Origin of the sequence: Deinococcus aquiradiocola (assembly GCF_014646915.1) — a bacterium.
GTDB classification, from domain to species: Bacteria; Deinococcota; Deinococci; order Deinococcales; family Deinococcaceae; genus Deinococcus; species Deinococcus aquiradiocola.
The window spans coordinates 409,625-432,569 of sequence record NZ_BMOE01000001.1 but is presented as its reverse complement, the minus strand read 5'-3'; the positions used below and the strand labels follow the sequence as shown (position 1 = coordinate 432,569).

Below are 22,945 nucleotides of genomic sequence, written 5' to 3'. Positions count from 1 at the left end.
GACGGCCTACCCGCCCCGCAGCACCTTAGCCCATGCGGCCGGTCTTGATCACGTCCGCGATCACGGGCGGCAGACTCCACGCCATGATGTCGAACGCCGCCGAATGGAAATCGTACGGGACCTTGTGCAGCGTCACCTTCGGCCGTAGGCCCTGCAACTCCAGAATGGCGACGTCCGCGCCCGGCTCGTGATTCAGGGACAGGCCCACCGAGCCGGGATCCACGAACAGCGTGTCCGCCACCTGCCGCATGAACGGCACGTGCGTCCCGCCCACAACGATCACGCGCGCGCCCAGTCCCTCCGCCAGCGCCTCCAGCTCCCGGTCCTGCGCCATCAGGTCCAGGCGCTGCTCCGGGTCGTGCGGCGAACCGTGAAAGTACCGCAGGCGACCCACCGGGGTGTTCACGCGTCCGCCCGCCGGGAGGCGACGCAGGAACTCCAGCTGCTCCGGCGCGAGGTTCTCGCGCGTCCACGTGAGGACCGTCTCGGACACGCCGCGCCGGTCGTTCTGACTGCGGAAATCCAGGGCGACGCGCGCGTCACTGGACCCCATGCCCGTGATCCAGCCCTCACGACGGATGAAGTCGATGACCGGGCCGGGGCTCGCGCCGTACCCGACCAGGTCGCCCAGCACGATCACCTGCGTGATGGCGTGTTCGCTCAGAAAGCGCTTCACTGCCGTCAGGGCGTGAATATTTCCATGAATGTCACTCAGTATCGCCAGTCGCACAGGTGCCTCAGCGTACCGCAACTTTCCGCGTCCTGTGGCGCATTCCGGCGTTCCCCCCCAATCGGGCAGCTACAGTGACCGTGTGCGCCGCAACTCCCTGACCTCCCGTGCCCGCGTCCGCGTGTCCTGGCCTCACCTGCTCGCGGTGATCGCCGCGGGCGTCCTGCTCGCCCTGTGCGGCCTGCCGCTCGCATGGAGTGCCGTCACGCCCGTCCCACTCGCGCTCGCGCTGTGGCTCGTCGCGTCCGGCGGGTCGGCCCGCAACGTCGCCGGACGCATGTTCTGGCTCACCAGCGCGTACTTCGCGGTGCAGCTGTCCTGGCTGACGCGCTTCATGACGGACCTATCCGGCCTGCCGTTCGGCGGGGCGCTCGTCGTCCCCCTGTTCCTGCTGGAGGGTGCGTTCTATGCCGTCATGGCGCTCGTCGCGGTCAGCGCGTTCCGTGACCGGCTGGCGCGCGTGTGGGCGCTCGCGGGCGGCTGGGTGGTCCTCGAATGGCTGAGGACGCTCGGCCCGCTCGCGTTCCCGTGGTCGGACCTGGGGTACACGCTGCTCCCCACGCCCGCCGCGCAGACCGCCGACCTGTGGGGCAAGCTCGGCCTGACGTTCCTCGTGACGTTCACGGCCGCGAGCCTCGTCAGCCTCGCCCTGCGCCGCTACGCGGCCCCCGTCATCGCCGCGCTCCTGTGGGCGGGCAGCTGGGCGTACGGCACGACCCGCGCCGCGCAGGACGGTCCCACCCGGCAGGCGCTCGTGCTGCGCAGCGCCTTCGACTCCTTCGGCCGGGCCAGCGGCAACCTCACCGCCGAACAGCAGTTCCAGACGCTCACCGCCCTGTCCGCCGACACCCGACCCGGAGAGATCGTCGTGTGGAGCGAAACGGCCCTCATCGACCAGGCCGACCTCGGCCGCGTGCCCGGCCCCGGCATCTACGGCGTGTACAGGTACCCCAACAACAGCGCCGTCAGCTGGGACGGCACCAGCCAGGGCAGCGTCACGTACGACAAACTCAAGCCCGTCCCGATGGGCGAGTACTTCCCGTTCGAGACGGGCGTCCTGAGGCCCGTCTGGGAACAGGTGTTCAACCTCCTCGGCTTCCGCTTCGACCCGCCGCCCATCGGTCAATCCACCCGGCCGCTCCCCCTGCAGGGCGTCCTGTACGGCACGTACATCTGCTACGACAGCATCTTCTCGTGGGTGCCGCGCCAGCTGACCCTGAACGGCGCGCAGGTCCTCGTGAACATCAGCAACGACGGCTGGTACAAGGGCTGGGGCGTCACGCAACACTTCCAGATGGGCCGCATGCGCGCCATCGAGACGCGCCGCTGGGTGCTGCGCAGCGTCAACGAGGGCGTCGCCGCCAGCATCGACGACCTCGGCCGCCCCGTCCGGACACTCGGCGCGGGTGCGGGCGCCCTGCACGTCACGTACCGCGTCCTGAACGGCCGCACCGTGTACGTGACGTTCGGGGACTGGCCCGCGCTGACGCTCGCGCTGCTGCTGCTCGGCGCGGCCGGCGTGCGGGAACGCCGGTCGCGCCGCCCGAACATCTGAGTGGAGGGGCTGATCGGGGCGGCCTCGGGCCGCCTCTTTCATGCTTCAGTATTCGTACTAACAGGTATTAGTACGAATGAGGCACTGTGGGACCTGACCCGCCCAGGCGCAGGCTTGCACGGCGACCCTTCCCGTACCCCTCGGCCACGCTCGCCGGGGCCTTCACGGCCCTCCTGTGAGTCCGTCCCGTTCAGGCCCTCCGGGACGCCGTGCAGCGTAACGCGCCCGTAATGCGTGGCGCGCACCCTGACGGCATGCGGGCGTCACGCCACGCATCAGGAGGAACGCCATGCTCGTGAAGGATGCCATGCACCCGCAGGCCGTCACCATCCACCCGCACCGGTCCCTGCCGGACGCGGTCGTCACCATGCGGACCCTGGACGTGAACCGGTTGCCGGTCGTGATGGACGGTGAACTGGTGGGGCTCCTCACGCAGGCCGAGGTGGTCCGGAACCTGCCGCCGCTGCACGACGGGCTGAGCCCGTGGGAGTTCACGTACCGGGCGGGCATGGTGCGGGTGTCGGAGGTGATGTGCCGTCCGGTGCTGACGGTGCTGGAGGAGTCGGCGCTGGAGGACGCGGTGCGGGTGATGCTGGACCGGCGCGTGGGTGGCCTGCCGGTCCTGAACGACGACGGGGTGCTGGTGGGCATGCTGACGCGCGGCGACGTGCTGCAGGCCCTGCTGGGCGCGCGGGCGGAGGCGTGGGGCGTGGTGGACCTGCACATGTCGTCCCCGGCGATCACGGTCACGCCGGACTTGCCGGTCCGTGACGCGGCGGCGCGGCTACGGATCACGAAGCTGAGGGTGCTGCCGGTCGTGCATGATGGTCGGCTGGAGGGCGTGCTGCACGAGATGGACCTGCACGCGGCGCTGGAGCGGGCGTCGTCCGGGCACGGCGAGACGCTGCTCGGCGAGCGGTTCTTTCTGGAGGGGTTGCGGGTCGCGGACCTGATGCGGCACGAGTCGGTCGGTGTGCATGGGGGGATGTCACTCCGGGACGCGGTGGTCGCCATGCGCCGGGCGGGCGTGTACGGGCTGCCCGTGACGGACGACGCGGGCCGACTGCTGGGCGTGCTGACGGTCAGTGACGTGCTGCGGGCGCTGCTGGGGCAGCTGAAGGTCCACCCGGCCTGATCCGGCGGGTGAGGGAAATGGGCACGGGGAGCGGCGTGGACTCCCCCACCGCTCCCCGTCTCCCCGTGCCCGCGTGACGGGTCAGGTTTTGAGGGTCGCGGTCCGGGCGGGCGTGACGAACCGGATGGCGCCCGGCAGGACCTTGGCACTGAACGGCGTCGTCTCGACGTGCAGTTCGCCGTCGTACTGCAGCGGGAACGGTTCGTCGCTCTGCACGTGGATCTCGGTCGCTTCGAAGGTCTCGATGTTGCCGCTGCCGAACATGGGGTCCCCGAGGTTCAGTTTGCTGCGGACGCTGTCGATGAGGTTCGGGAGGAGCTGGAACACGTTCCCGGCACGCAGGACGACGACCGTGAACCTGCCGTCGCTGGGGCTGATGTCGCTGGTGATGGGCAGCCCGAAATTCGCCTTCCCGAAGTTCGCGATCATCACGCCGATCCCTTCGGCGCTGCGTTCCTCGCCGTCGACGGTCATGTGGAAGGTGGTCTTCTTTGGGTTGACCTGCCGCATGGCGCTCATGGCGTACGCGAGCGCCCCGAATTTCGGTTTGAGTTCCTCGCTTTCCCTGATCATGCTGGCGTCGGCGCCCGCTCCGGCGAGCATGGCGAAGCCGTGCGTCTGGTCGCCGACCTTCAGTTCGCCGAGGTCGATGCGAACGGCGTGTGCCGCGAGGACGATCTCGGCGAGCCGGGAGGGATCTTCGGGCAGTTCGAGGTTCAGCGCGATGAGGTTCGCGGTTCCGGCCGGGTACGCGAGCAGCGGGACGTTCGTGTACCGCATGGCGTACGCGACGCTGCTGACGGTGCCGTCTCCCCCGGCCGCGATGACCGTGTCGTACGCCCGGACGTCCTTCAGGTACTCGGTGACGGGGATGTCCTTTTCCAGCTCGCGTTCCTGCACGTCGCATCCCGCCTCGCGGAGTTTCGCGGCGCATTGCAGGACGGTGTTGTCGCCACTGCCGGATTTGGGATTGAAGATGACCAGTATTCGCTTGATGGTGGGGGGGGGAGTTTGACCAGTCATTCTGAACTCCATTAGACTGCGATTACGGAGGCTTTTCCATGCGTGTGTTCTTCCTGACTTCTTTACTCACCGCCGGCGTGGTTGGACTGGGGTTCACGTCCTGCGCTCCCCAGACCCAGGCGGTGGCCGGAATCACGGTCACGCCTGTCCTCTTCAAACTGTCTTCTGCGGGTGTGCGTGGCCAGAACGTGACCGTGCAGGGCCGTTACCTGGGCGGGCCGAGCACGGCGCGCGTGGTGCTCGGCGCGGACAGCGGCGGTGCGGGCGGGTACGTGCTGCCCGCGAACGCCATCGTCAGCTGGACGGACAGTCAGATCGTGTTCACGGTCCCGGCGAACGCTCCCGTGGGCGGCAGCTGGCTGTTCGTGCAGGTGGGCGACATGCGCTCCACCGGGCTGCCGTTCAGCGTCGTGCAGTAACCCGGGACGGTGTCCTGGTGCGGCCGGTGGGGGTTCCCTGCCGGCCGTTCCCCTGACGTTCTCCTGACTGGACGACCCGGCACTCACCGATCTTCATGATTTGCTAAGCTGCTCGGGACGACGTGCCCCGGAACGAATGCCGGGGCCTTGTCGTATCGGGGCCGTGCACGCGCGGCACGGTCAACTGACCTTCGCACGTGGAGGTCGTCATGGTGCAGGACGTGAGCGAGGTGCAGATGCATTCAGATCAGGTCGTTCAGGCTGTGACGCCGCAGGTCGTCAAACCCAAGCTGGGCTTGTGGTCCGTGGTGATGGTCATCTACTTCTGCGTGGCGGGCGGCGCGTACGGCCTGGAGGGCGTGGTGAGCGCGTCGGCGCCCGGCATGGCGATCCTGCTGGTGATCGTGACGCCGTTCATCTGGAGTATCCCGACGGTGCTGATGGTGACGGAACTCAGCACCGCGATGCCCGTCGCGGGCGGGTACTACGCGTGGGTGAAGCGTGCCCTGGGGCCGTTCTGGGGCTTCGTGGAGGCGTGGACGAGCTGGCTGTACGGGATCGTCATCACGTCGAGCTTCGCGGTGCTGTTCGTGGATTACCTGAGCAGTCTGCTGGGACAGCTGTTCAACTTCACGCTGCTGGACACGTCGCGCGTCGCGCACTGGCTGGTCGCGATCGGCATGACGGCGTTCTTCGCGTACATCAACGTGCGGGGCGCGAAGACGGTCGGGGATTCCACCAAGCTGTTCGCGGCGCTCGTGCTGGCGCCGTTCGTGGTGATGGCCGTCCTGGCGCTCGTGAAGTACCTGCAGCACCCGAATGCCGTGTACCTGCCCGTCACGCCGACCGGCACGTCGCCGCTCGCCGCGTTCGGGCTGGGCCTGTTCGTAGTGATGTACAACTACCTCGGCTGGGACGGGATCAGTACCGTCCTCGACGAGATCGACAATCCCCTGAAGACCCTGCCGAAAGCGATGGTGTTCAGCGTGCTGCTCGTCATCGTCGCGTACCTCGTGCCGCTGCTGTCGGGCCTCGTGAGCGGTTTCGACTGGACGAAATGGGAGGCCGGGAAGTGGCCTGACATTGCCGCCCTGATCGGCGGACGCTGGCTGGGCGTGTGGGTCGCCATCGGCGGGCTGTTCAGCGCGGCGGGCCTGTTCACGGCGGTGCTGCTGTCGTCTTCGCGGCTGCCGTTCGTGCTGGCCGCCGACCATTACCTGCCGCCCGCCATCACGCGCCTGCACCCGCGGTACGGCACGCCCTACGTGGCGATCATCGTGTGCTCGGTGCTGCTGGCCGTGCTGGAGACCGGCACCTTCGACAGTCTGCTCGTCACGACCGTCATCCTGTACGGTGTGGCGCTGCTGCTGGAGTTCGCGGCGCTCGTCGCGCTGCGCGTGAAGGAGCCGCGCATGCGCAGGCCGTTCCGCGTGCCGGGCGGCACGGTCGGCGCGGCCCTGATCGCCGTGCCGCCTGCCGCGATCCTGATCCTGGCGGCCGTCAGCACGTACCAGAGTGACGGGACGGCGTTCCTGTGGACGTCGCTCGGCGCGCTCGCCACGGGACCGGTCGCGTACCTGATCACGCGGACCTTCGTGAAGAAAGGACGCCCGGACGTGCACGTCCCCATCGAGTACGACGACGCGCCCGTCACGCTTCCCACCACCGGGGGGGTGTGACGTGTACCGGCGCATCCTGCTCACGCTGGACGGCGACCCGTCCCGCCGCGCGGCCGCGCGGCACGCGCTGGACCTCGCGGCCGCGTGCGGCGCGGAAGTGCTCGTGATGAGCGCCGTGAAACTGGAGCGGCGCGCGAACCGCACCGCGAGCGGCGTGGCCGTCACGGAGACGAACACGCAGCTGCAGCTCGCGCAGGAGCAGCTGGCGCGCGTGGTGAGTGCCGCCGAACGCAGGGGCGTGCGCGCCACGAGTTACCTCGTGGAGATGGTGCCGTCCAGAGGCATCCTGAAGATGATCGACGACCACCGCCCGGACCTCGTGGTGATGACGCCGCACAGCGAGACGATCCTCGGCCTGCCGATCAGCCGAACGACCCTGCGCGTCGTCCGCGGTTCGAGCGTGCCTGTCCTGCTGGTGCGTGAAGAACGCGACTGACGGGGGTTCGGAGACAGGAAGGCGGGCCGCCCACGTTCGGGGCGGCCCGCCTTCGTCTTGCTCAGGCGTGGGCGAGTTCGGGTTGGGGCGTCAGGCCGACCTGCACGAGCGCGTCCTCGAAGCGGGACACGATGCCGCGCTCGCCGAGCAGGTCCTCCAGGTTCGAGAGCAGCACGCGGTACGGTTCGGGCCTCGCGGCCTCCCCCATCAGCCCGAGACGCCAGATCAGGCCCGCCGTCGGCCCGAGGCCGCCCGTGATGCTGATGTTCCGGTCGCGCAGCTGCCCGCGGATGCCCGCGTCGTCGAGGCCTTCCGGGAGACGCAGGGCGAGCACGGTCGGCAGGCGGTCCTCGGGGCGCTTCACGTAGTGCGTGAAGCCCAGCGGGGCGAGGGCCGCGCTGATCGCCTGCCCCATCTGACGGACGCGCAGGGCGCGCGCGTCGAGGCCCTCACGCAGGGCGGCGCGCAGCGCGGCGTGGAACGCGAAGTGCAGGTTCACGGGAACCGTGTGATGGTATGTGTGGTCCGTCCAGTAGTCGCGCAGGCCGCCGAGGTCCGTGTACCACGAGGGGTTCGGCGTGCGGCGCGCACTGAAGCGCGCGAAGGCCCGCTCACTCACCGCGACGGGCGCGAGGCCGGGAGGGGCCGACAGGCACTTCTGCGCGCCGGTGTACGCGTAGTCCACGCCCCACTGCTCGGCCAGGAAGGGCTCCATGCCGGCGGTCGTGACGGCGTCCACCGTGAGGAGCGCGCCGCTGCCACGCACGAGCTCCGCGATTCTGGGGACGGGGTTCAGCACGCCGGTGCTCGTCTCGCCGTGCACCACGGCGACCATCTGCACACCGTCGAGGTGAGCGGCCACGTCCGCCGGGTCGATCGCCTCGCCGAGCGGCGCCGTCACGAGGCGCACGCGCGCGCCGTAGCGGGCCGCCATCTCGGCCATGCGGCGACCGAAGGACCCGTTCGCGCACACGAGGACCTCGTCGCCCGGCTCGACGAGGTTCGCGAATCCCGCCTCCATCCCCAGACTGCCCGTCCCGGCGAGCAGTGCCGTGAACGCCTCGGGCGCCGTGCCGTACATGGCGCGCAGGTCCGCCTGAATCTCGCCGTTCAGGGCGAACACCTCGCGGTCCATGTGCCCCAGCATGGGGCGCAGGAAGGCGCGCGTGGCGTCCGGATGGATCGGCGTGGGGCCGGGCGTCAGCAGGACGTGTGCCTGGTGTTCCCCGAGCAGCGTCGTGAGGTCGTTCGGCAGGTCATTCTTCGAGGTCGGCAACATTGACATGAATACTAGCACTTTAAAAGGCGATCATTGCGTTCAAGCCTCCTAAATGCCGAGACAACGAAGGAAAATTGCGCAAAGGGTAGATTTCGGGGCAAGCAGGGATGCGTGGAGTGCCTCTGCGCGCCCTGCCCGGGTCGCGTGGAGGGAATTCCTTGAAATGCGTCGAAATGCGTCCTGACCGGCGCTCTGTGATGGAAGAGGCGTGTAAGTGAAAGTATTCACGATAAATCGTGCATGTGAATTGACTCTCGTTTTGCCTGTTCAGAGCCCTTCAGCCGGGCACGACATCATCCGACTGCCGGATGCTCAGCACCCTGGACGCGCCGCTCCCGTCGGTCGTCACGCCCCACAGGGCGCCCGCCACCTCCATCGTCGCCTTCTGGTGCGTGACGAGCAGGAATTGCGAGCCGCGCGCGGCGAACAATGTCAGGAAGCGCGTGAAACGCCGGATGTTCGCCTCGTCGAGCGGGGCGTCCACCTCGTCCAGCACCGCGAGCGGCAGTCCGGCCGCGCCTCCCTCCCGGTCGGAGGGCGCGTGCCCGAGCGCGAACAGGAACGCGAGGCCCGCCATGGTGCGTTCCCCGGCCGACAGCAGGTTCAGGCTGCGCGTCCTCTTCCCTTTCGGCTGCACCGCGAGCTTCAGGCCCACGAGGCGCGCGTCCGGGTCGTGCTCCAGCTCCAGTTCGCCCTGACCGCCGAGCAGCTCGCCGGAGTACTCCGCGAACGCCTGCCCCACCCGCGTGAGGGCCGCGTGCGTCGCCGTCTGCTCGGCCCGGTCCATGACCGTCAGGTGCTGGCGCAGTTCCGTGGCAGCCCGCTCCACGTCCTCGCGTTCGCGCGTCAGGGCGTCCAGGCGCGCCTGCTCGGCCGCGAGTTCGTCCGCCGCCGACGCGTTCACGGTGCCGAGCGATTCCAGTTCGCGGGTCGTCTGCGTGAGGGTCGCCTGCCACTCGCGCGGCAGGCCGGGCGGCAGCGTCCCGTCCGGCAGGGTCGCGAGGCTGCCTTCCCGGCGGGCCTGCGTGAGCCGCGCGTCCTCCAGCGCGGCGAGAATGCGGTTCTGCCGCGCGATCAGCGCCGCGTACGCCTGCGACACCGCGTCCCGCCGCGCTTCCGCGTGAGCGAGCGCCTGCGGGTCCAGCGCGCCCAGGTCCGTGCTGCGTGCCCTGACGGCCGCCTGCAGCGCCGGAAGCTGCGCCGCGAGGGCCTGCTGCCGTTCGGAGAGCGTCGCCTGCCGCCCGTGCAGGTCATTCGCACGGGCGAGCGCGTCCCGGTGTGCTCGCCACGCGACTTCCAGGGCTCGTCCCGCGGCGAGCGCGTCGTTCAGTTCACGCTCCCGCGCCGACCAGTGCTCCGCGTCCAGCCGCACCGCGTCCAGCTGCGCTTCGAGCGCCGTCACGTCCGGCCCGTCGTCCACCGTACCCGCCGTCTCCTGAGCGTCCTGCGGGGTCAGGCGCGCCTGCAGCGCCGTCCACTGTCCCTCCAGGGACGCGGAACTCGCCTGCAGCCGCGCGAGCTGCACGCCCCCGTCCCGCTCGCGCGCCCGGTGCGCGTCCCGGGCGGCCCGCGCGACGCTCTCGCTGGTGGCGCTGTCCTCCACGTCGCCTGACAGGTCCACGAGGTCCGCCATGAGGCGCGCGTGCCGCTGCGTCAGGACCTCCACCTCGTCCTGCGCCTCCGCGAAGCGCCGCTGGTCCGCCAGGACGGCCGCGCCACTGTCCCGCAGGCGCCCGCCGGTGAGCGCGCCGCCCGGCTCGATCAGTTCGCCGTCCACCGTCACGAGGCGCGGCCGGTTCGCGTGCCGCCGCGCGAGCGCCGTCGCGGACGCCAGGGAATCCATCAGGAGCGTGTCGGACAGCAGGTTCTGCCCCACGATGGGCGGGTCGGACGGGCACAGGTCACTGAGGTTCCCGATCACGCCCCGCTCGTGCAGCAGTGCCGCATCCCGGCGCGGCCTGGGCCGCAGCAGGTCCAGCGGCAGGAACGTCGCGCGACCCCCGCCACGCTTGAGGATCTCGATGATCTCGCGCGCGTCGTCGGCCGTCGCCACCACCACCTGCTCCAGCCGCCGTCCCAGCGCCGCGCCGACCGCCGTCTCGTGCTCCGCCGGGACCGTCAGCAGGTCCGCGACGGACCCCACGATGCCCGCGTGATCGGACCGCAGGGCGTTGCGCGGCCCTTCCGCGTAGCGGGCGTAACTGTTCAGGCTGCCTTCCAGGCGCTCCAGTTCACGGCGCAGGGGCGGCAGCTCGGCGTTCACGGCCTGCAGGGCCTGACGCACCGACCGCTCCCGGTCGAGGAGCGCCGCATGCCGCTGCGCCGCCTGAGCGTGCGCGTCCTCCAGGCGGCGCGTCACCTCGGCGAGCCTCGCCGCTTCGGCCTGCGTGGCGTCCAGGGCGGCACGTTCCGCGTCCAGCGCCGCGCGCAGCCGTTCGGCCTCGGCGCTGAGCGTCGAACGCTGCGCGTCCCGGGCGGCGTCCCGGCGGGCAGAAGCGTTCGCCCGGTCGCGCGCGCCGCGCAGGACGCCGTCCAGCTCGCGGGCCTGTCGCTGCAGGTCCCGCAGGGTGCGGGCCGCGCCGGTCGCCTCGGCACTCAGCGCGTCGAGGGGCGGGGTGGGCCGCTCGGGCGGCGTGACGTCCAGACTCCGCAGGGCCGCCTGCACGTCCGCGAGGTCGCGTTCCGCCTGACCGTGCGCGGCCAGCGCCTGCGCGTGCGCCTGCTGCGCCGCGCGGTACAGGTCCAGCGCCTGGCCGTGCGCCTGCTGCGCCGCGCGCGCCTCCGCGACCGTCTCACGCGCGCGGTCCAGCCCGGCGGCCGCGTCCGTGACCTCCTGCGACGCGCGCGTCCCCTCCAGCGTCAGCTCCGTGACGCGGTCCTTCAGGGCCGCGATCTCGTCCAGCGTCTGCAGCTGCCGCGCGCGTGCCAGGGCGTCCTGCAGGCCCAGCTGCCGCAGGCTGAGCGCACGGTGCCGGACGGCCGCGTCCGCCGCCACGCGCAGCCGCGCCGTGCGGCCCTCCAGTTCCTCCTCCAGCAGCCGCACCTGCGACAGCTGCGTCTCGGCGGCACGCAGCTGCGCGGCCGTGTCCTGCCGCGCCGCCACGCTGCGCGACAATCCCGCCGCCTCCTGCACGTACTGCAGCAGCGTCTGGCCCTCCGCCTGCACGACGCTCCCCACCTCGCCCTGCCCGATCACGGCGAGCCCGCCGCTCCCGAGGCCCGTGCCGCGCAGCGCGCCCTGCACGTCACGCGCGCGCGCCGGGCGGCCCATCAGGTCCTGCTCGGCACTCCCGTCCCGGTACACGCGGCGCGACACGTGCAGCCGCTCGCCCGCATGGGTGCGCAGTTCCAGCTGCACTTCCGCGAGACCCAGCGCGGCCTTGCCGGCGCGCGGCCCACCGCCGTCCCCGGCACTCCCGTGAAAGATGAGTTCCGTCGCCTTCGCGGCCCGCAGTTCACGCGCGCGCGCCTGATGACTCACCCAGCGGAGCGCCTCCACCACGTTGCTCTTCCCCGACCCGTTCGGACCGATGACGGCCGTGACGCCCGGCCCGAACTCCAGCCGGGTGCGGTCCGCGAACGATTTGAAACCCTGCAGGGTGATGCTCGTGATCAACGGCAGCCCGTCCAGGGAAGGGTCGGCGCCTCACTCATCCGAGCAGTCCTCCCGCGCGTACGGTGCGTGCAGGTCCGCGTGCCCCAGCAGGGTGTCGGCGTTCCTGCCGCCCACCAGGAACATCACGTCCTTGCCGCGCTGTTCGAGCAGCGTGCGCGTCAGCGTGCACAGCAGCATGCGTTCGCCGCTCACGCCGTAGTTGAGGTTCGTGTACGCCTGCGGGAGGTCCACCACGAAGTGATCGCCGCGCAACCACACGGTCGGCGCGGCACTGCCCTTGGGGAGCACGGCGACGGCGCTGCCGGGCTTGTCGCCGGGACCGCCCGCCCACGCGTTCACGGCCGCCTGCGCCAGCGCGAGCGGCGTGCCCTGCGCGACCTGCACGTCGCGGCTGCTGCGCACGTACCCGCGCACCTGCGCGTCACTGAAGTACAGCGTGACCTTGCGGGACTCCAGCTGCGCGAGTTCCAGGCGCGGCGCTTTCGGGGTGGCGGGCGGCTGCTGCACCATTCTAAGGGACAGGGCGCTCAGGCCGAGCAGCACGAGCGCCAGCACGTTGAACACCGAGAAGAGCGGTCTCACGACTGCCCCGCGTTGGCGCGCGCCGTGAGGTACGTCGCGACGGCCCGGGCGAGCGCGGTCGCCATCTGCCCCGTCCGGTTCGGATCGGCGAGCCTCCCCTGGTCCGCCTCGTTCTGCGGCCAGCCGAGCTCCAGCAGCAGCGCCGCCTTGGGCGCCTCGCCCAGCAGCAGCAGGCGCGACTGGGCCTGCTGCGCGGCCGTCACGCCGCCCGACTTCAGCTCGCCGCGCAGCAGGTTCGACAGGGCGCGCGAACTGCCCGCGCCACTCACGACCTGACTGACGAACGGCGCCGCCTGAGCCTGCCGGTACGCGTTCACGACCGCGTCCGGCGACTGACCCGCGAACTCGTACAGCGTCACGCCGCTGCGCGACACGCCCGGGAAGCGCCCCAGGTCCAGCGACACGAACACGTCGCTCTGCCGGGCGAGGTCCGCGCGCGCCGACGTCTCGGTCGACCCGGCCGTGGTGCGCGTGAGGCGCACCTGCCAGCCCGCCCTGGTGAGCAGTTCGGCGGCGCTGCGCGCGACTTCCAGCGTCACGTCCTGCGCGCGGCCCGGAATGGACGCCGGGTCCAGCACGATGAGCGGCCTGCGGACCTGCGCGAGCAGGGCGGGCACGCTGAGCGGAATGCCGGGACCGAGATCCAGCACGACGCGCGCGCCGTTCGTGTCCTGCACGGTGAATACGCGGTACCCGCTGCCGCCCGGCAGGGGCAGCGTGACGCGCGCGCCGCCGGCATCGCCCGTCACCTGCACGCGCGGCACGAACGCGCCGCGCGTCGTGTAGTTGCGGGTCGAGGCGGACGCGCCGACCAGCGTGAGCCGCAGCGCGTTCCCGACGAGTTCCTCCCGGACCGTCACGTTGCGGTTCAGGGTGAACACGAGACGGTCACTCTGCTTCCCGGCGAGGGACGACACGCCGCTCAGCACGGCGGGCGCCAGACTGAACTGACCGGGCGCGTACGTGGCGCCCAGGCCGCGCGCGAGCGTGGCGAGCGGAATGAGGAGCTTGCCGTCCACGCGCGTCGCGGTGGGCGCCTTGACGCGCAGTGCGTCCAGCTGCACCGTGTTGTACGCGGTGGTGGCCCGCTGACGGTCCTCGTCGATGGGCAGCAGCAGCACGTGCCCCAGACCGTCCACGCGCGCCACGCCGTCCGACTCCGTGACCGCCACGAGGCGCGACAGCGTCCCGGTGCCCGCGTACTCCGCGCCGTACAGGGTGACGCTCTGCACGCTGCGGCCCGCGAGCGAGAACTGCGTGAACGCGTACTGCGCGCCTGCCAGTCCCGCCCCGACCAGCAGCAGCACCATGCCCGCACGGCTCACGAGCCGCCCCACGAAGGTCCCCATCACGCTTCCCGGATCTCGCGCCGCGCCTGCTTCTCGGACTCGGCGCGGCGCTTGTCGTGCAGCTTCTTGCCGCGCCCGATGGCGAGCTCCACCTTGAAGCGGCCGTCCTTGAGGTACAGGCGCGTCGGGACGAGCGTCAGGCCCTTCTGCGTCAGGCTGCGCCGGATCTTCTCGATCTCTTGGCGGTGCATCAGCAGGCGGCGCGTGCGCCGGGGCGTGTGGTTGTTGTAGGTGGCCTGCGTGTACTCGGGGATGTAGAGTCCCTCGAGTTCCAGGTTCCCGTTCTGCAGGCGGGCGAACGCGTCACGGAAATCGACGCCTCCCGCACGGACGCTCTTCACTTCACTGCCGGTGAGCGACACCCCGGCCTCGTATCGCTCGAGCAGTTCGTATTCAAAATGAGCGCGGCGGTTCGTGTACACGGCGCGCATTCTAGCAGCACGCCGCGCTCCGGCTCGGTTCTGAAGTGGCGGGGGAGCAATGGATTCTTAAGTGAAATGATTCACGATAAGATCAGGTCGTGAAAGATCTCCCTGATATTCTGCTGGGACGGATGACGCGGCGAGAATTCTGGCTTGACCAGAACACCATTATGTTATAAACTAAACCCATGAAGCTGAGCGATGTACAGAGACGACTCCAGGCCCCGTTTTCCGCTCACCTGGTGGGCTGGAGGGCCGCCGCCTTCACCAAGGACCGCAGCCGCGCCATGATGCTCGCCTACATCGACGCGCGCGCCGTCCAGGACCGCCTCGACGCCATCTGCCCCGACGCCTGGACCTTCGAGATCGACGTCATGCACGGCGCCGCCACGCCCACCGTCAAAGGCCGCCTGACAGTCCTCGGCGTCACCCGGGAGGACATCGGCGAGGCCGAAGGCGAACGCGGCACGCTCAAGGCCGCCGCGTCCGACGCCCTGAAGCGCTGCGCCGTGCAGTTCGGCATCGGCCGCTACCTGTACGACCTGCCCAAACAGTGGGTCGACTGGAACGACCAGAAGCGCGAGCCTGCCGTCACCCCCACCCTGCCCGAATGGGCCCGCCCGGACTTCGAGCGCAGCCCCGGCGGCGCGCACATCGCGCAGGCGATGGATCAGCTGAAGTACGAACTGCCCGTCGACCTCGACCTGCAGCGCGAAGTGTACAAGCACCTCAAGGCCGCCCTGCACAGCCTGGAGCCCGGCACGGAACGCGCCCGCACCACCCCCAGCGAACCCGGCCGCGCCGCATGACCGCCCTCCCCCGCCGGACGCAGCAGCGGGCCAGCGCCGAGCGCCACGCCGGTCCGGCCCGGACGGACGCCCTGCCCGAACGCGGCGCGCATCCCTTCGGCTTCATGCTCGCCGTCCTGGCGGCCCTGCTGCTCGCCGGACTCGTCAGCCGCGCCGTGATGTGATGGATGTGATGAGGGCCTGCGCTGCCGACTGGCCCTCGTGAAGCGTTGGGCGACCCTGGATGAACCCCGGCCGAACTAGCCCGCACCACCGGACCCTGAAGCGCGCCCGGTAGACTGCCCGTCATGTTGGGACTGACCTGCATCGACGTCGACGGTACCCTGGTAGGGTCAAGCAACGAAGTCCTCCCCCAGGTGTGGACGGCCGCCGAGCGCGTCACCGCGGCCGGCATGCACCTGTGCCTCTCCACCGGACGCCCCGCCTTCGGACGCGCCCTCGGGTACGCCCGGCGCCTCGACCCGCACGGCTGGCACATCTTCCAGAACGGCGCGAGCATCGTGAACGTCGAGACGGGCGAATCGCTCAGCGAGGGCCTCCCCCGCCACCTGCTCGAAGAACTCGTCGCGACCAGCCGCCGCCTCGGCCGCATCCTGGAGGTGTACACCGACGACGACTACGCCGTGGAGTCCACCGAACGGCGCGCCGTGGATCACGCCGACCTGCTCGGCGTGCCGTACCACTCCCGCGACCCGCTCGCCCTGAAAGGACAGGTCGTGCGCGCCCAGTGGGTCATCCCCATCGAGGACCAGGCGGCGCTGATGGCCGAACCGCACCCCGGCCTGAGCCTGCACCCGGCCGGGAGTCCCGCCATGCCCGACACCATGTTCGTGAGCGTCACGCGCGAAGGCGTCAGCAAGGGCAGCGCCATTCAAACGGTCGCCGCCCGCTACGGGCTGAGCAGCGACCGCGTCATGATGGTCGGCGACGGCGAGAACGACGTGTCCGCCATGCGCGCCGTCGGGCACCCTGTCGCGATGGGCAACGCCGAACCGGCCGCCATCGCCGCGTCCCGCTACCGCGTGGGCCGCGTGGACGACGCCGGACTGGTCGAAGCGCTCGACCTCGCCATGACCCTCTGAAGGGAACACAGACGAAATAAAGTGGGTGCGCCCCGGCCGTTCATCCGGCCGGGGCGCACTGTTTATTCTGGAACGCGTCTCAGTTGCGGGCGAGCCAGATGGTGTGGCGGGCGCCCTTGCCGGGGCGGTCGCGGGCGGTGCGGAGTTCCACGTCGAAGCCCGCCTTGCGCAGTCGCGCGGTGAAGCGGTCGTCGCCCTCGGCACTCCAGACGGCCAGCACGCCCATGGGTTTCAGGGCGCGCATGGCGGCCTGCAGGCCCTGCGCGGAGTACAGCCAGTGGTTGTCGGGGTGCGTCATCGCCTCGGGGCCGTTGTCGACGTCCAGCATCACGGCGTCGTACGCGGCGGTACTCGCACGAAGCAGGGCCGCCACGTCGCCCTGGTGCAGGCGCACGCGTTCGTCCGTCAGGGGGTACCCGGCGCACATGCTGAGCGGTCCCCTGTTCCACTCGATGACTTCCGGCACGAGTTCCGCGACGTGCGCCACACCGTCGTGCGGGAGGGCCTTCAGGGCGGCGGCGAGCGTGAAACCCATGCCGAGGCCGCCCACGAGCACCTCGGGGCGTTTGCGGTCCAGCACGAGCGAGCACGCGAACTCCGCGAGGGCGTCCTCGGAGCCGTGTACGCGGCTGTTCATGAGTTCGCTCACGTAGCCGGAGATCTTGATGGAGAACTCCGTGCCGCGGCGGGACAGCACGAGCTCGTCCGCGCTGCCGGGGATGCGGGCGCGGCCGACGACCTCCCAGGGGATCACTCGGCGCCCTGAGGTGTGGGGGTGACGTGGTCGGGAAAAATCATGGGTGGAGTGTAGCGGATGGCAGGTAGCCAGTAAGTGAAGAGTTTCACGATAAATCCGACTCGTGAAACTTATCGCTGGCCTTCAGTGGGTGAGGCGGCCCCGATGCTCCAGGGGCCGCCTCACCGTGTGCGCCTCAGGCTTTCGGGGGGCCGTTCAGGCCGAAGTTCGCGTGCACCTCGCGGGTCGCGGCGTCCACGTCCTTCTCCTCGATCGCCACGCTGATGTTCAGCTCGCTCGACCCCTGCGAGATCATCAGGATGTTGATGTCCTCGGTGGCGAGCGCCCCGAACAGGCGGGCGGCGACGCCCTTCGTGCCGCGCATGCCCGCACCCACGATCGCGAGGACCGCGACGCCCTCCTGAATCTCGACTTCCAGCGACCGGCCTGCGAGCGGCGTCCGCAGGGCCGCCACGGTGCGCTCGGCGCTGGCGCTCTGCACGGCGAGCGACACGTTCGACATGCTGCTCGACTGCGACACCATCAGCAGCGTGATGTTCTCGCGCGCCAGCGTCTGGAAGAGGTCCGCGACGACCTCCGGCACGCCCAGGATGCCCGCGCCGGACACCGTGATGATGCTGACGCCCTTGATGGCCGTGACGGCCTTGACGCTCTGCCCGTCGTCCGTGACGGTGTCGGCCGTGACGAGCGTGCCCGCGAAGTCCGGGTCGGCGGCACTCTTGATGCGCAGCGGAATGCCGTGCTCCTGCAGGGGCGTCACGGCGAGCGGGTGCAAAACCTTCGCGCCGAAGTACGCGAGCTCCATCACCTCGCCGTAACTGAGGTGCGAGATGTTCTGCGCGAGCGGCACGGCGCGCGGGTCGGCCGTCATGACGCCGTCCACGTCCTTCCAGGCCCACACCTCGTCGGCGTGCAGGGCCGCGCCGACGATGGTGGCGCTGAAGTCCGTGCCGCCACGCCCGAGGGTGCTGATGGCGCCCTTCTCGGTCTCGCCCATGAAGCCCGCCACGACCGGTGTGAGTCCCGCGCCGAGCAGGCCCTCCAGGCGGTCCTTGACGCGCACGTACGTGCTCGGGAGGGGCTTGGCGTTCCCGAAGTGGCTGTCTGTCAGGATGCCCGCCTGCCCGCCCGTCAGGCCGTGGCTGCGCAGGCCGATCTGCGCGAGGGCAAGCGTCATGAGCGGCGCGGACAGGCGCTCGCCGAAGCTCACGATCAGGTCGCGGCTGCGCGGCGTGAGTTCGCGCAGCAGGTACACGCCGTACACCGCCTGACGGAGCGTCTCGTGCATCTCGCGGATGTCGCGCACCGTTTCGGAGTCGGGGGCCGCGCCGAGTTCCTGCGCGGCCGTGAAGTGCCGGTTGCGCATGATGGCGATCTCGTCGTTCGCGAAGGCGATGTCGCCGGCCTCGGCGGCGTCCGCGAGGCGCAGGAGCTGGTTGGTGACGCCGGTCATGGCGCTCACGACGACCACGACGCGCGTGCCCCGGTCGGTGCTGCGCTGCACCAGGCTCGCCGAGTGGCGGATGGCCGCCGAACTGCCCATGAGCGTCCCGCCGAACTTCATGACGAGCAGGCGAGGCTGGGGCTGGGGGGTGTGGACGTCGTCGGGGCGTGCGGTCATGCGGTCATGGTAACGGGTGTGCGGGGCGGCGGGGGCAGGCTGTCTAAGGGCGGAAGGCACGACAATATGTGAATAATTATGTGAATAGTTTCACGATAAGTCTAGGTCGTGAAACTTATCGCTACCTGCTGCCACCAGGGGCACACACGTCCCGGCCCGGACGCGTCACACTGTGCAGGTGAACGCGCGCCGCTCCCCCCACCCCATTCTCCTGACCTCCCTGCTCGGCCTGAGCGGCGCGGCCCTCGCGGGCACGTACGGCGCCACCACCGGCACCGTCAGCTTCGACTACCGCGTGACCGTGTTCCCCGTGCACGGCAGCAGCGGCGACGTGCGCGCCGACGCGACCTTCGAGCCGGACATGCTCGGCGCGGCCCGCGCGACCGTCACCGTGCCGCTCGGCGCCCTGAAGACCGGGAACGGCCTTCAGGAGGAACACATGCGCGGCGCGCTCGGAACGGACCGCTACCCGAACGCCGTGTTCACGCTCGGCACCGTCAACACCGACACCACCCTCACGCCCGGCCAGACGCTCGTCACGACCGCCACCGGAACCCTGAGCGTGCGCGGCGTGACCCGCAACGTCACCGTGCCGCTCAAGCTCACGCTGCAGGGCGGCGCGGTGAACGTCGCCACGCAGTTCAAGTTCAACCCGCACGACTACGGCGTGGACTACTTCGGCGGGGCCGACAGCATCAGCATCCTCGCGTCCTTCGCGCTCATCCCGAAACCTTGACGCTCACGCCCACGGCACGCCCCGCGCCCGCCCGGGAGACGTGGCCGCAGGTGCACGTCCCGCCGGGCGCGCCACGGCCCCGCATCGTGCTGGAACACCCGGACTTCTACCTCGTGAACAAGCCCCCCATGTGGCTCACGCACCACACGCGCGGCCGCCACGACGTGCCGAGCGTCCTGGAATACCTGCAGCACGACCTGGACGAACCGCTGCTCGCGCCGCCGCACCGCCTGGACCGTGAGACGAGCGGCGCGCAGCTCCTCAGCCGCGACACGGCCAGCGCCCGCGAGTTCTTCTTCCTGTTCAAGGCGCACCGCGTCACCAAGACGTACCTGTGCCTCGTGCACGGCCACCCCGACTGGGACGAAACCACCCTCGACGCGCCGCTCGGCTTCGTGGGCGTCAGTGGCGACAACGCCGTGCAGATCCGGCAGGGCGTCACCCTGGACGGCCGCAGCGCCCGCACGGACTTCCGCCGCCTGGAGACGCGCGAGCACCCCGTACACGGCCCGCTGACGCTGGTAGAGGCCACGCCGCGCAGCGGGCGGCTGCACCAGATCCGCGCGCACCTCAGCCACCTGCACCTCCCGATGGTGGGCGACAAGATCTACGGCCGCGACCCGCAGGCCTTCGTGGACTTCGTGGACGGCACCATCACCGCCCGGCAGAGCGAGCGTCTCATCCTGACGCGGCAGGCCCTGCACGCGTGGCGCGTCGCGTTCCCGTGGTCGGGCGCGACCGTGCAGGCCGAAGTGCCGCTCCCCGCAGACATGGCGAACCTGTGGGCGGAGGCTCAGGTCAGCCCGGCAGGCTGAACTCCAGCGTGCTGCCCTCGCCCGGCACGCTCCGCACCTCCAGCCGCCCGCCCGCCAGCAGCACACGCTCCCGCATGCCCGTCAGGCCCAGGTGGCCCGCCTGCGCCTGACGGCGCGCCTGCTCCGGCGAGAAGCCCACCCCGTCGTCCGTCAGGGTAACCGTCACCTCCGACCCTTGGAACACCACGCGGATCGCGGCAGTGTGCGCCTGCGCGTGCCGGTCCGTGTTGCCCAGGCCCTCCTGCACCATCCGGAACAGCGTCAGCTCGCTCGCGGGCGGCAGGCGGCGCTCATTGCCCTGAATCTCCAGCCGGGTCGGCGTGGTCGCCTGCGACGCCAGCCACTCCAGCGCCGGGAGAAGCCCCAGGTCGTCCAGCACGCTGGGCCGCAGGTTCCGCGCGAAGCGGCGCACGCCCTCGATCGCGCCGTTCAGGTCCGCGCGAATGTCGTCCGCGCGGGCGCGCGTGTCGCCGTTCAGGTCCCGCGCGAGCCGGTCGATTCGCCGCCCGATCGCGACGAGCACCTGCGCGGTGTCGTCGTGCAGTTCGCGGCTGATGCGGCCGCGCTCCTCCTCCTGCGCCTGCGTGAACAGCGACAGGAAGCTGCGCAGCTCCAGCTGCCGCTCGTCGGCGCGTTCCATCTCGTCGGCGCGGCGGTTGATCTCGCCGAGCAGCAGTTCCAGTTCCGAGATGTCGCGCGCCACCAGCAGCATCCCTCCCCCAGGCGACACGCTCGACAGGCGCACCTCCAGGTGCAGGGTGCGGGTGAGGCCCTCCACGCGCAGATCGCAGCGCCCGCCGCTCTCGGGCGCGTCCAGGCAGTGCCGCCACGCCGTCTGGAAGTCCGTCAGCCACGGGTCGCGCAGCAGGTCGTGCAGGTTCAGGCCCTCGATGGCGCCCAGCAGGCGCAGGCTCGCAGGGTTCGCGTACTGCACGGTGCCGCGCGCGTCCGCCGCGATGATCAGGTCGTGCGCGCCCTCCGCCAGCTGCCGGTAGCGGGCCTCCTGGCGCTCCAGGGCACGCAGGAGCCGCGAGCGCGTCACGCTGAGCGCCACCTGATCCGCGATGGCGCGCGACAGGGCCAGCACCCGGTCCGACGGGGACTCCTCGCCCGGATGGTCCACGTACAGCAGGCCGATGGTGTCCTGACCGCTGCGGACCGGCACGATCAACGCCGACGCGCTGCCCTCCAGCGTGTGCCGCCGCGTGAGTCGGCGCGGGCCACGCCCGAGCTGCGCGCGCAGGGCCAGCACGTCCTCCGGGGTGGGCGTCAGGGCGTGCACGCCGACCTCCTCGTCGCCCGCCTCGTCCGGCGCGAGCCACAGCAGGCCGCGCTCGCCGTTCACGGCCTGCACGGCGAGCCGCGCCGTCTCGTGCAGGTCCGGTCCCTCGTGCTCGTGGTCCTGCAGCCTCGCCATGCCGAGCAGCGCCGCGGACTCCCGCTCTCGCCGCACTTCCTCCTCGTACAGGCGCGCGTTCTCGATGGCGAGCGCCGACTGCGCCGCGAACACGCCTGCCAGCGACAGTTCCTCCGCGCCGAGCGGCAGGGGACGCTCGAAGTACAGCGCGAGCCCGCCGATCACCCGGCCACGCACGCCGAGCGGCAGGCCCACGATCCCCCGGAACGGGTAGCGGCCCTGCGCGAGCAGCTGCCGCGTGTACCGGCTCCCGCCACCCGGCCCTTCCGTCACGAAGTCCCTCACCGCGACCGTCTCGGCGCGCTCCACCGCGCGGCCCACCACGCCCGCCCCGAGCTTCACGCGGGAGCGCAGCACGTACTCGCTGCTCAGGCCCACCGCGCTGCGGATGGTCAGGGTCCGGCCGTCCGGCTGCAGTTCGTACACCGCGCACGCATCCGACCCGAACAGTTCCGCCGCGCGCTCCAGAACCGCCTCGTACGTCTGCCCCAGGTGCAGGCTCGACGCGAGCCGGTTCCCGACCTCCCGCATGGCTTCCGCCGACTGGCGTTTGCGGGTCTCGTCGGCGTACAGGCGCGCGTTGTCGATGTTCAGGCTCGCCTGCTCCGCGAGGCTCAGGACCAGCCACAGGTCGTCTTCCGTGACGCTCACCGCGCGGCGCGAATCGACGTACAGCACGCCCAGCGGGCGGCCACGCACCTTGAGTGGCGCGATGATGGCCGTCTCCGGGTTCAGCTCCGCGAGGCCCGCCGCCATGCGACTCCCCTGGTCACGGGCGTGCTCGTACACGATGGCCTCGCCCCGCCCGAACAGCCGCTCGTACGACGCCGGGCCGATGCCGACGCCGCCGCTGAAATCGTCGTCGAAGCCGTGCGTGAACACCTCGCCGGTACGTGTGCCGGGCGACCCGGTCGCCGGGTCGGGGTTCAGCAGACCCACGAAGGCGCGGTCCAGGCCGAGCGCCTGCGCGGCCGTCTCGGCCGTCGCGCTGAGCAGCTGCGCGAGGTCCAGGCTGCCGCCCATGCGGCGCACGAGGCGCGTCACCGTCTCCTGCTCGCGGCCGCTGCCGCGCCGCACCTCGCGCGCCTGCACGCCCTCGAACGCCAGGCCCAGCAGCGGAGCGAGGTCCTGCAGGTCGTCCAGCGGGCCGCTGCGGCCGCCCACCACGTCCAGCAGCAGCGGCCCGGCCCGCAGCGCGCCGTGCATGCCGCGCGTGGCGCGCGGGACGCCGCCCATCACCTCCTGCGCGAGCTGAGCGTCACACAGGGCGAGGCCGCGCCCGCACTCGGCCAGCGGTGTGAGCGGCGCGGCGTCCGGCGCGGGACGCGGCAGCAGGCACACCCGCACCCCGTGCGCGTCCGTGACGAGCATCACCTGCTCGGCCAGCAGTGCCGCGAAGGCCGGGACCGTCTGCGCGTCCGCCAGTCCAGCCAGCAGCGGCGCCCAGGGTGACGCGCGCCCCGGCACGTCCGCGCCCGTCACG

General features: G+C 70.9%; 20 protein-coding genes. 10 read left to right on the top strand and 10 right to left on the bottom strand.

All coding sequences use genetic code 11. The features are described from left to right. Positions 1 to 25 precede the first annotated feature (25 nt). Complete coding sequence (locus IEY33_RS01975; protein WP_188960534.1) at positions 26 to 730, bottom strand: metallophosphoesterase family protein; 705 nt, start codon at positions 728 to 730, stop codon at positions 26 to 28. Positions 731 to 812: 82 nt separating this feature from the next. Between IEY33_RS01975 and lnt the strand changes: the two genes are divergently transcribed. Then, positions 813 to 2,285 (top strand): apolipoprotein N-acyltransferase, encoded by a 1,473-nt coding sequence (lnt, locus tag IEY33_RS01970; protein WP_229670679.1) that lies wholly within the window; start codon positions 813 to 815, stop codon positions 2,283 to 2,285. A 289-nt stretch (positions 2,286 to 2,574) separates the two neighbouring features. Continuing rightward, entirely contained in the window at positions 2,575 to 3,420 is an 846-nt protein-coding gene (locus IEY33_RS01965) for a CBS domain-containing protein (RefSeq protein ID WP_188960532.1), read from the top strand. Positions 3,421 to 3,501: 81 nt separating this feature from the next. Here the strand turns inward: IEY33_RS01965 and IEY33_RS01960 are convergent, their stop codons facing one another. Further along, entirely contained in the window at positions 3,502 to 4,443 is a 942-nt protein-coding gene (locus IEY33_RS01960) for a diacylglycerol/lipid kinase family protein (RefSeq protein WP_188960531.1), read from the bottom strand. A 38-nt stretch (positions 4,444 to 4,481) separates the two neighbouring features. Here IEY33_RS01960 and IEY33_RS01955 point away from each other — a divergent pair, with 38 nt between their 5' ends. The 3 genes from IEY33_RS01955 to IEY33_RS01945 all read left to right on the top strand — a co-directional run bounded on the left by IEY33_RS01955 (position 4,482) and on the right by IEY33_RS01945 (position 6,977). Then, the gene (locus IEY33_RS01955) at positions 4,482 to 4,862 is read left to right on the top strand and encodes an IPT/TIG domain-containing protein (RefSeq protein WP_188960530.1); all 381 of its coding nucleotides are present in this window, start codon (positions 4,482 to 4,484) and stop codon (positions 4,860 to 4,862) included. A gap of 209 nt (positions 4,863 to 5,071) precedes the next feature. Next, a complete protein-coding gene (locus tag IEY33_RS01950) occupies positions 5,072 to 6,541 on the top strand; it encodes an APC family permease (protein WP_188960529.1) in 1,470 nt (489 codons plus the stop codon). Position 6,542: 1 nt separating this feature from the next. Further along, on the top strand, positions 6,543 to 6,977 hold the full coding sequence (locus tag IEY33_RS01945) for a universal stress protein (protein WP_188960528.1): 435 nt from the start codon (positions 6,543 to 6,545) through the stop codon (positions 6,975 to 6,977). A gap of 61 nt (positions 6,978 to 7,038) precedes the next feature. On the opposite strand, the gene IEY33_RS01940 is transcribed toward IEY33_RS01945, so the two are convergent. From IEY33_RS01940 to smpB, 5 genes are all read right to left on the bottom strand, one after another. Next, complete coding sequence (locus tag IEY33_RS01940; protein WP_188960527.1) at positions 7,039 to 8,256, bottom strand: alanine--glyoxylate aminotransferase family protein; 1,218 nt, start codon at positions 8,254 to 8,256, stop codon at positions 7,039 to 7,041. Between the two features lie 277 nt (positions 8,257 to 8,533). Next, positions 8,534 to 11,872 (bottom strand): SMC hinge domain-related protein, encoded by a 3,339-nt coding sequence (locus tag IEY33_RS01935; protein ID WP_188960526.1) that lies wholly within the window; start codon positions 11,870 to 11,872, stop codon positions 8,534 to 8,536. A gap of 30 nt (positions 11,873 to 11,902) precedes the next feature. Then, a complete protein-coding gene (locus tag IEY33_RS01930; RefSeq protein WP_188960525.1) occupies positions 11,903 to 12,454 on the bottom strand; it encodes a GerMN domain-containing protein in 552 nt (183 codons plus the stop codon). Next, positions 12,451 to 13,803, bottom strand: coding sequence for an N-acetylmuramoyl-L-alanine amidase (locus IEY33_RS01925; protein ID WP_188960941.1), 1,353 nt, complete (start codon positions 13,801 to 13,803; stop codon positions 12,451 to 12,453). Before IEY33_RS01925 ends, IEY33_RS01930 begins: the two co-directional genes overlap by 4 nt. Next, positions 13,803 to 14,234 (bottom strand): SsrA-binding protein SmpB, encoded by a 432-nt coding sequence (gene smpB / locus IEY33_RS01920; RefSeq protein WP_188960524.1) that lies wholly within the window; start codon positions 14,232 to 14,234, stop codon positions 13,803 to 13,805. Before smpB ends, IEY33_RS01925 begins: the two co-directional genes overlap by 1 nt. A 179-nt stretch (positions 14,235 to 14,413) precedes the next feature. Between smpB and IEY33_RS01915 the strand changes: the two genes are divergently transcribed. From IEY33_RS01915 to IEY33_RS01905, 3 genes are all read left to right on the top strand, one after another. Next, complete coding sequence (locus tag IEY33_RS01915; protein ID WP_188960523.1) at positions 14,414 to 15,034, top strand: Rad52/Rad22 family DNA repair protein; 621 nt, start codon at positions 14,414 to 14,416, stop codon at positions 15,032 to 15,034. Next, positions 15,031 to 15,198 (top strand): hypothetical protein, encoded by a 168-nt coding sequence (locus IEY33_RS01910; protein ID WP_188960522.1) that lies wholly within the window; start codon positions 15,031 to 15,033, stop codon positions 15,196 to 15,198. The genes IEY33_RS01915 and IEY33_RS01910 overlap by 4 nt, the downstream gene beginning before the upstream one ends. Before the next feature lie 123 nt (positions 15,199 to 15,321). Then, positions 15,322 to 16,116, top strand: a complete 795-nt coding sequence (locus IEY33_RS01905) for a Cof-type HAD-IIB family hydrolase (RefSeq protein WP_188960521.1) — start codon at positions 15,322 to 15,324, stop codon at positions 16,114 to 16,116. 79 nt (positions 16,117 to 16,195) lie between these two features. Here the strand turns inward: IEY33_RS01905 and IEY33_RS01900 are convergent, their stop codons facing one another. Together IEY33_RS01900 and IEY33_RS01895 are read right to left on the bottom strand one after the other, a co-directional pair. Continuing rightward, on the bottom strand, positions 16,196 to 16,870 hold the full coding sequence (locus IEY33_RS01900) for a spermine/spermidine synthase domain-containing protein (RefSeq protein ID WP_188960520.1): 675 nt from the start codon (positions 16,868 to 16,870) through the stop codon (positions 16,196 to 16,198). Positions 16,871 to 17,048: 178 nt separating this feature from the next. After that, entirely contained in the window at positions 17,049 to 18,494 is a 1,446-nt protein-coding gene (locus tag IEY33_RS01895) for an aspartate kinase (protein ID WP_229670678.1), read from the bottom strand. A 178-nt stretch (positions 18,495 to 18,672) separates the two neighbouring features. Between IEY33_RS01895 and IEY33_RS01890 the strand changes: the two genes are divergently transcribed. Both IEY33_RS01890 and IEY33_RS01885 read left to right on the top strand, forming a co-directional pair. Beyond that, positions 18,673 to 19,230, top strand: coding sequence for a YceI family protein (locus IEY33_RS01890; RefSeq protein ID WP_188960519.1), 558 nt, complete (start codon positions 18,673 to 18,675; stop codon positions 19,228 to 19,230). Then, the gene (locus IEY33_RS01885) at positions 19,227 to 20,045 is read left to right on the top strand and encodes an RluA family pseudouridine synthase (RefSeq protein ID WP_229670677.1); all 819 of its coding nucleotides are present in this window, start codon (positions 19,227 to 19,229) and stop codon (positions 20,043 to 20,045) included. Before IEY33_RS01890 ends, IEY33_RS01885 begins: the two co-directional genes overlap by 4 nt. Here IEY33_RS01885 and IEY33_RS01880 read toward each other — a convergent pair. Then, complete coding sequence (locus IEY33_RS01880; RefSeq protein WP_306415588.1) at positions 20,029 to 22,944, bottom strand: GAF domain-containing sensor histidine kinase; 2,916 nt, start codon at positions 22,942 to 22,944, stop codon at positions 20,029 to 20,031. The two genes, IEY33_RS01885 and IEY33_RS01880, sit on opposite strands and share 17 nt — an antisense overlap. Between the last annotated feature and the right edge of the window lies 1 nt (position 22,945).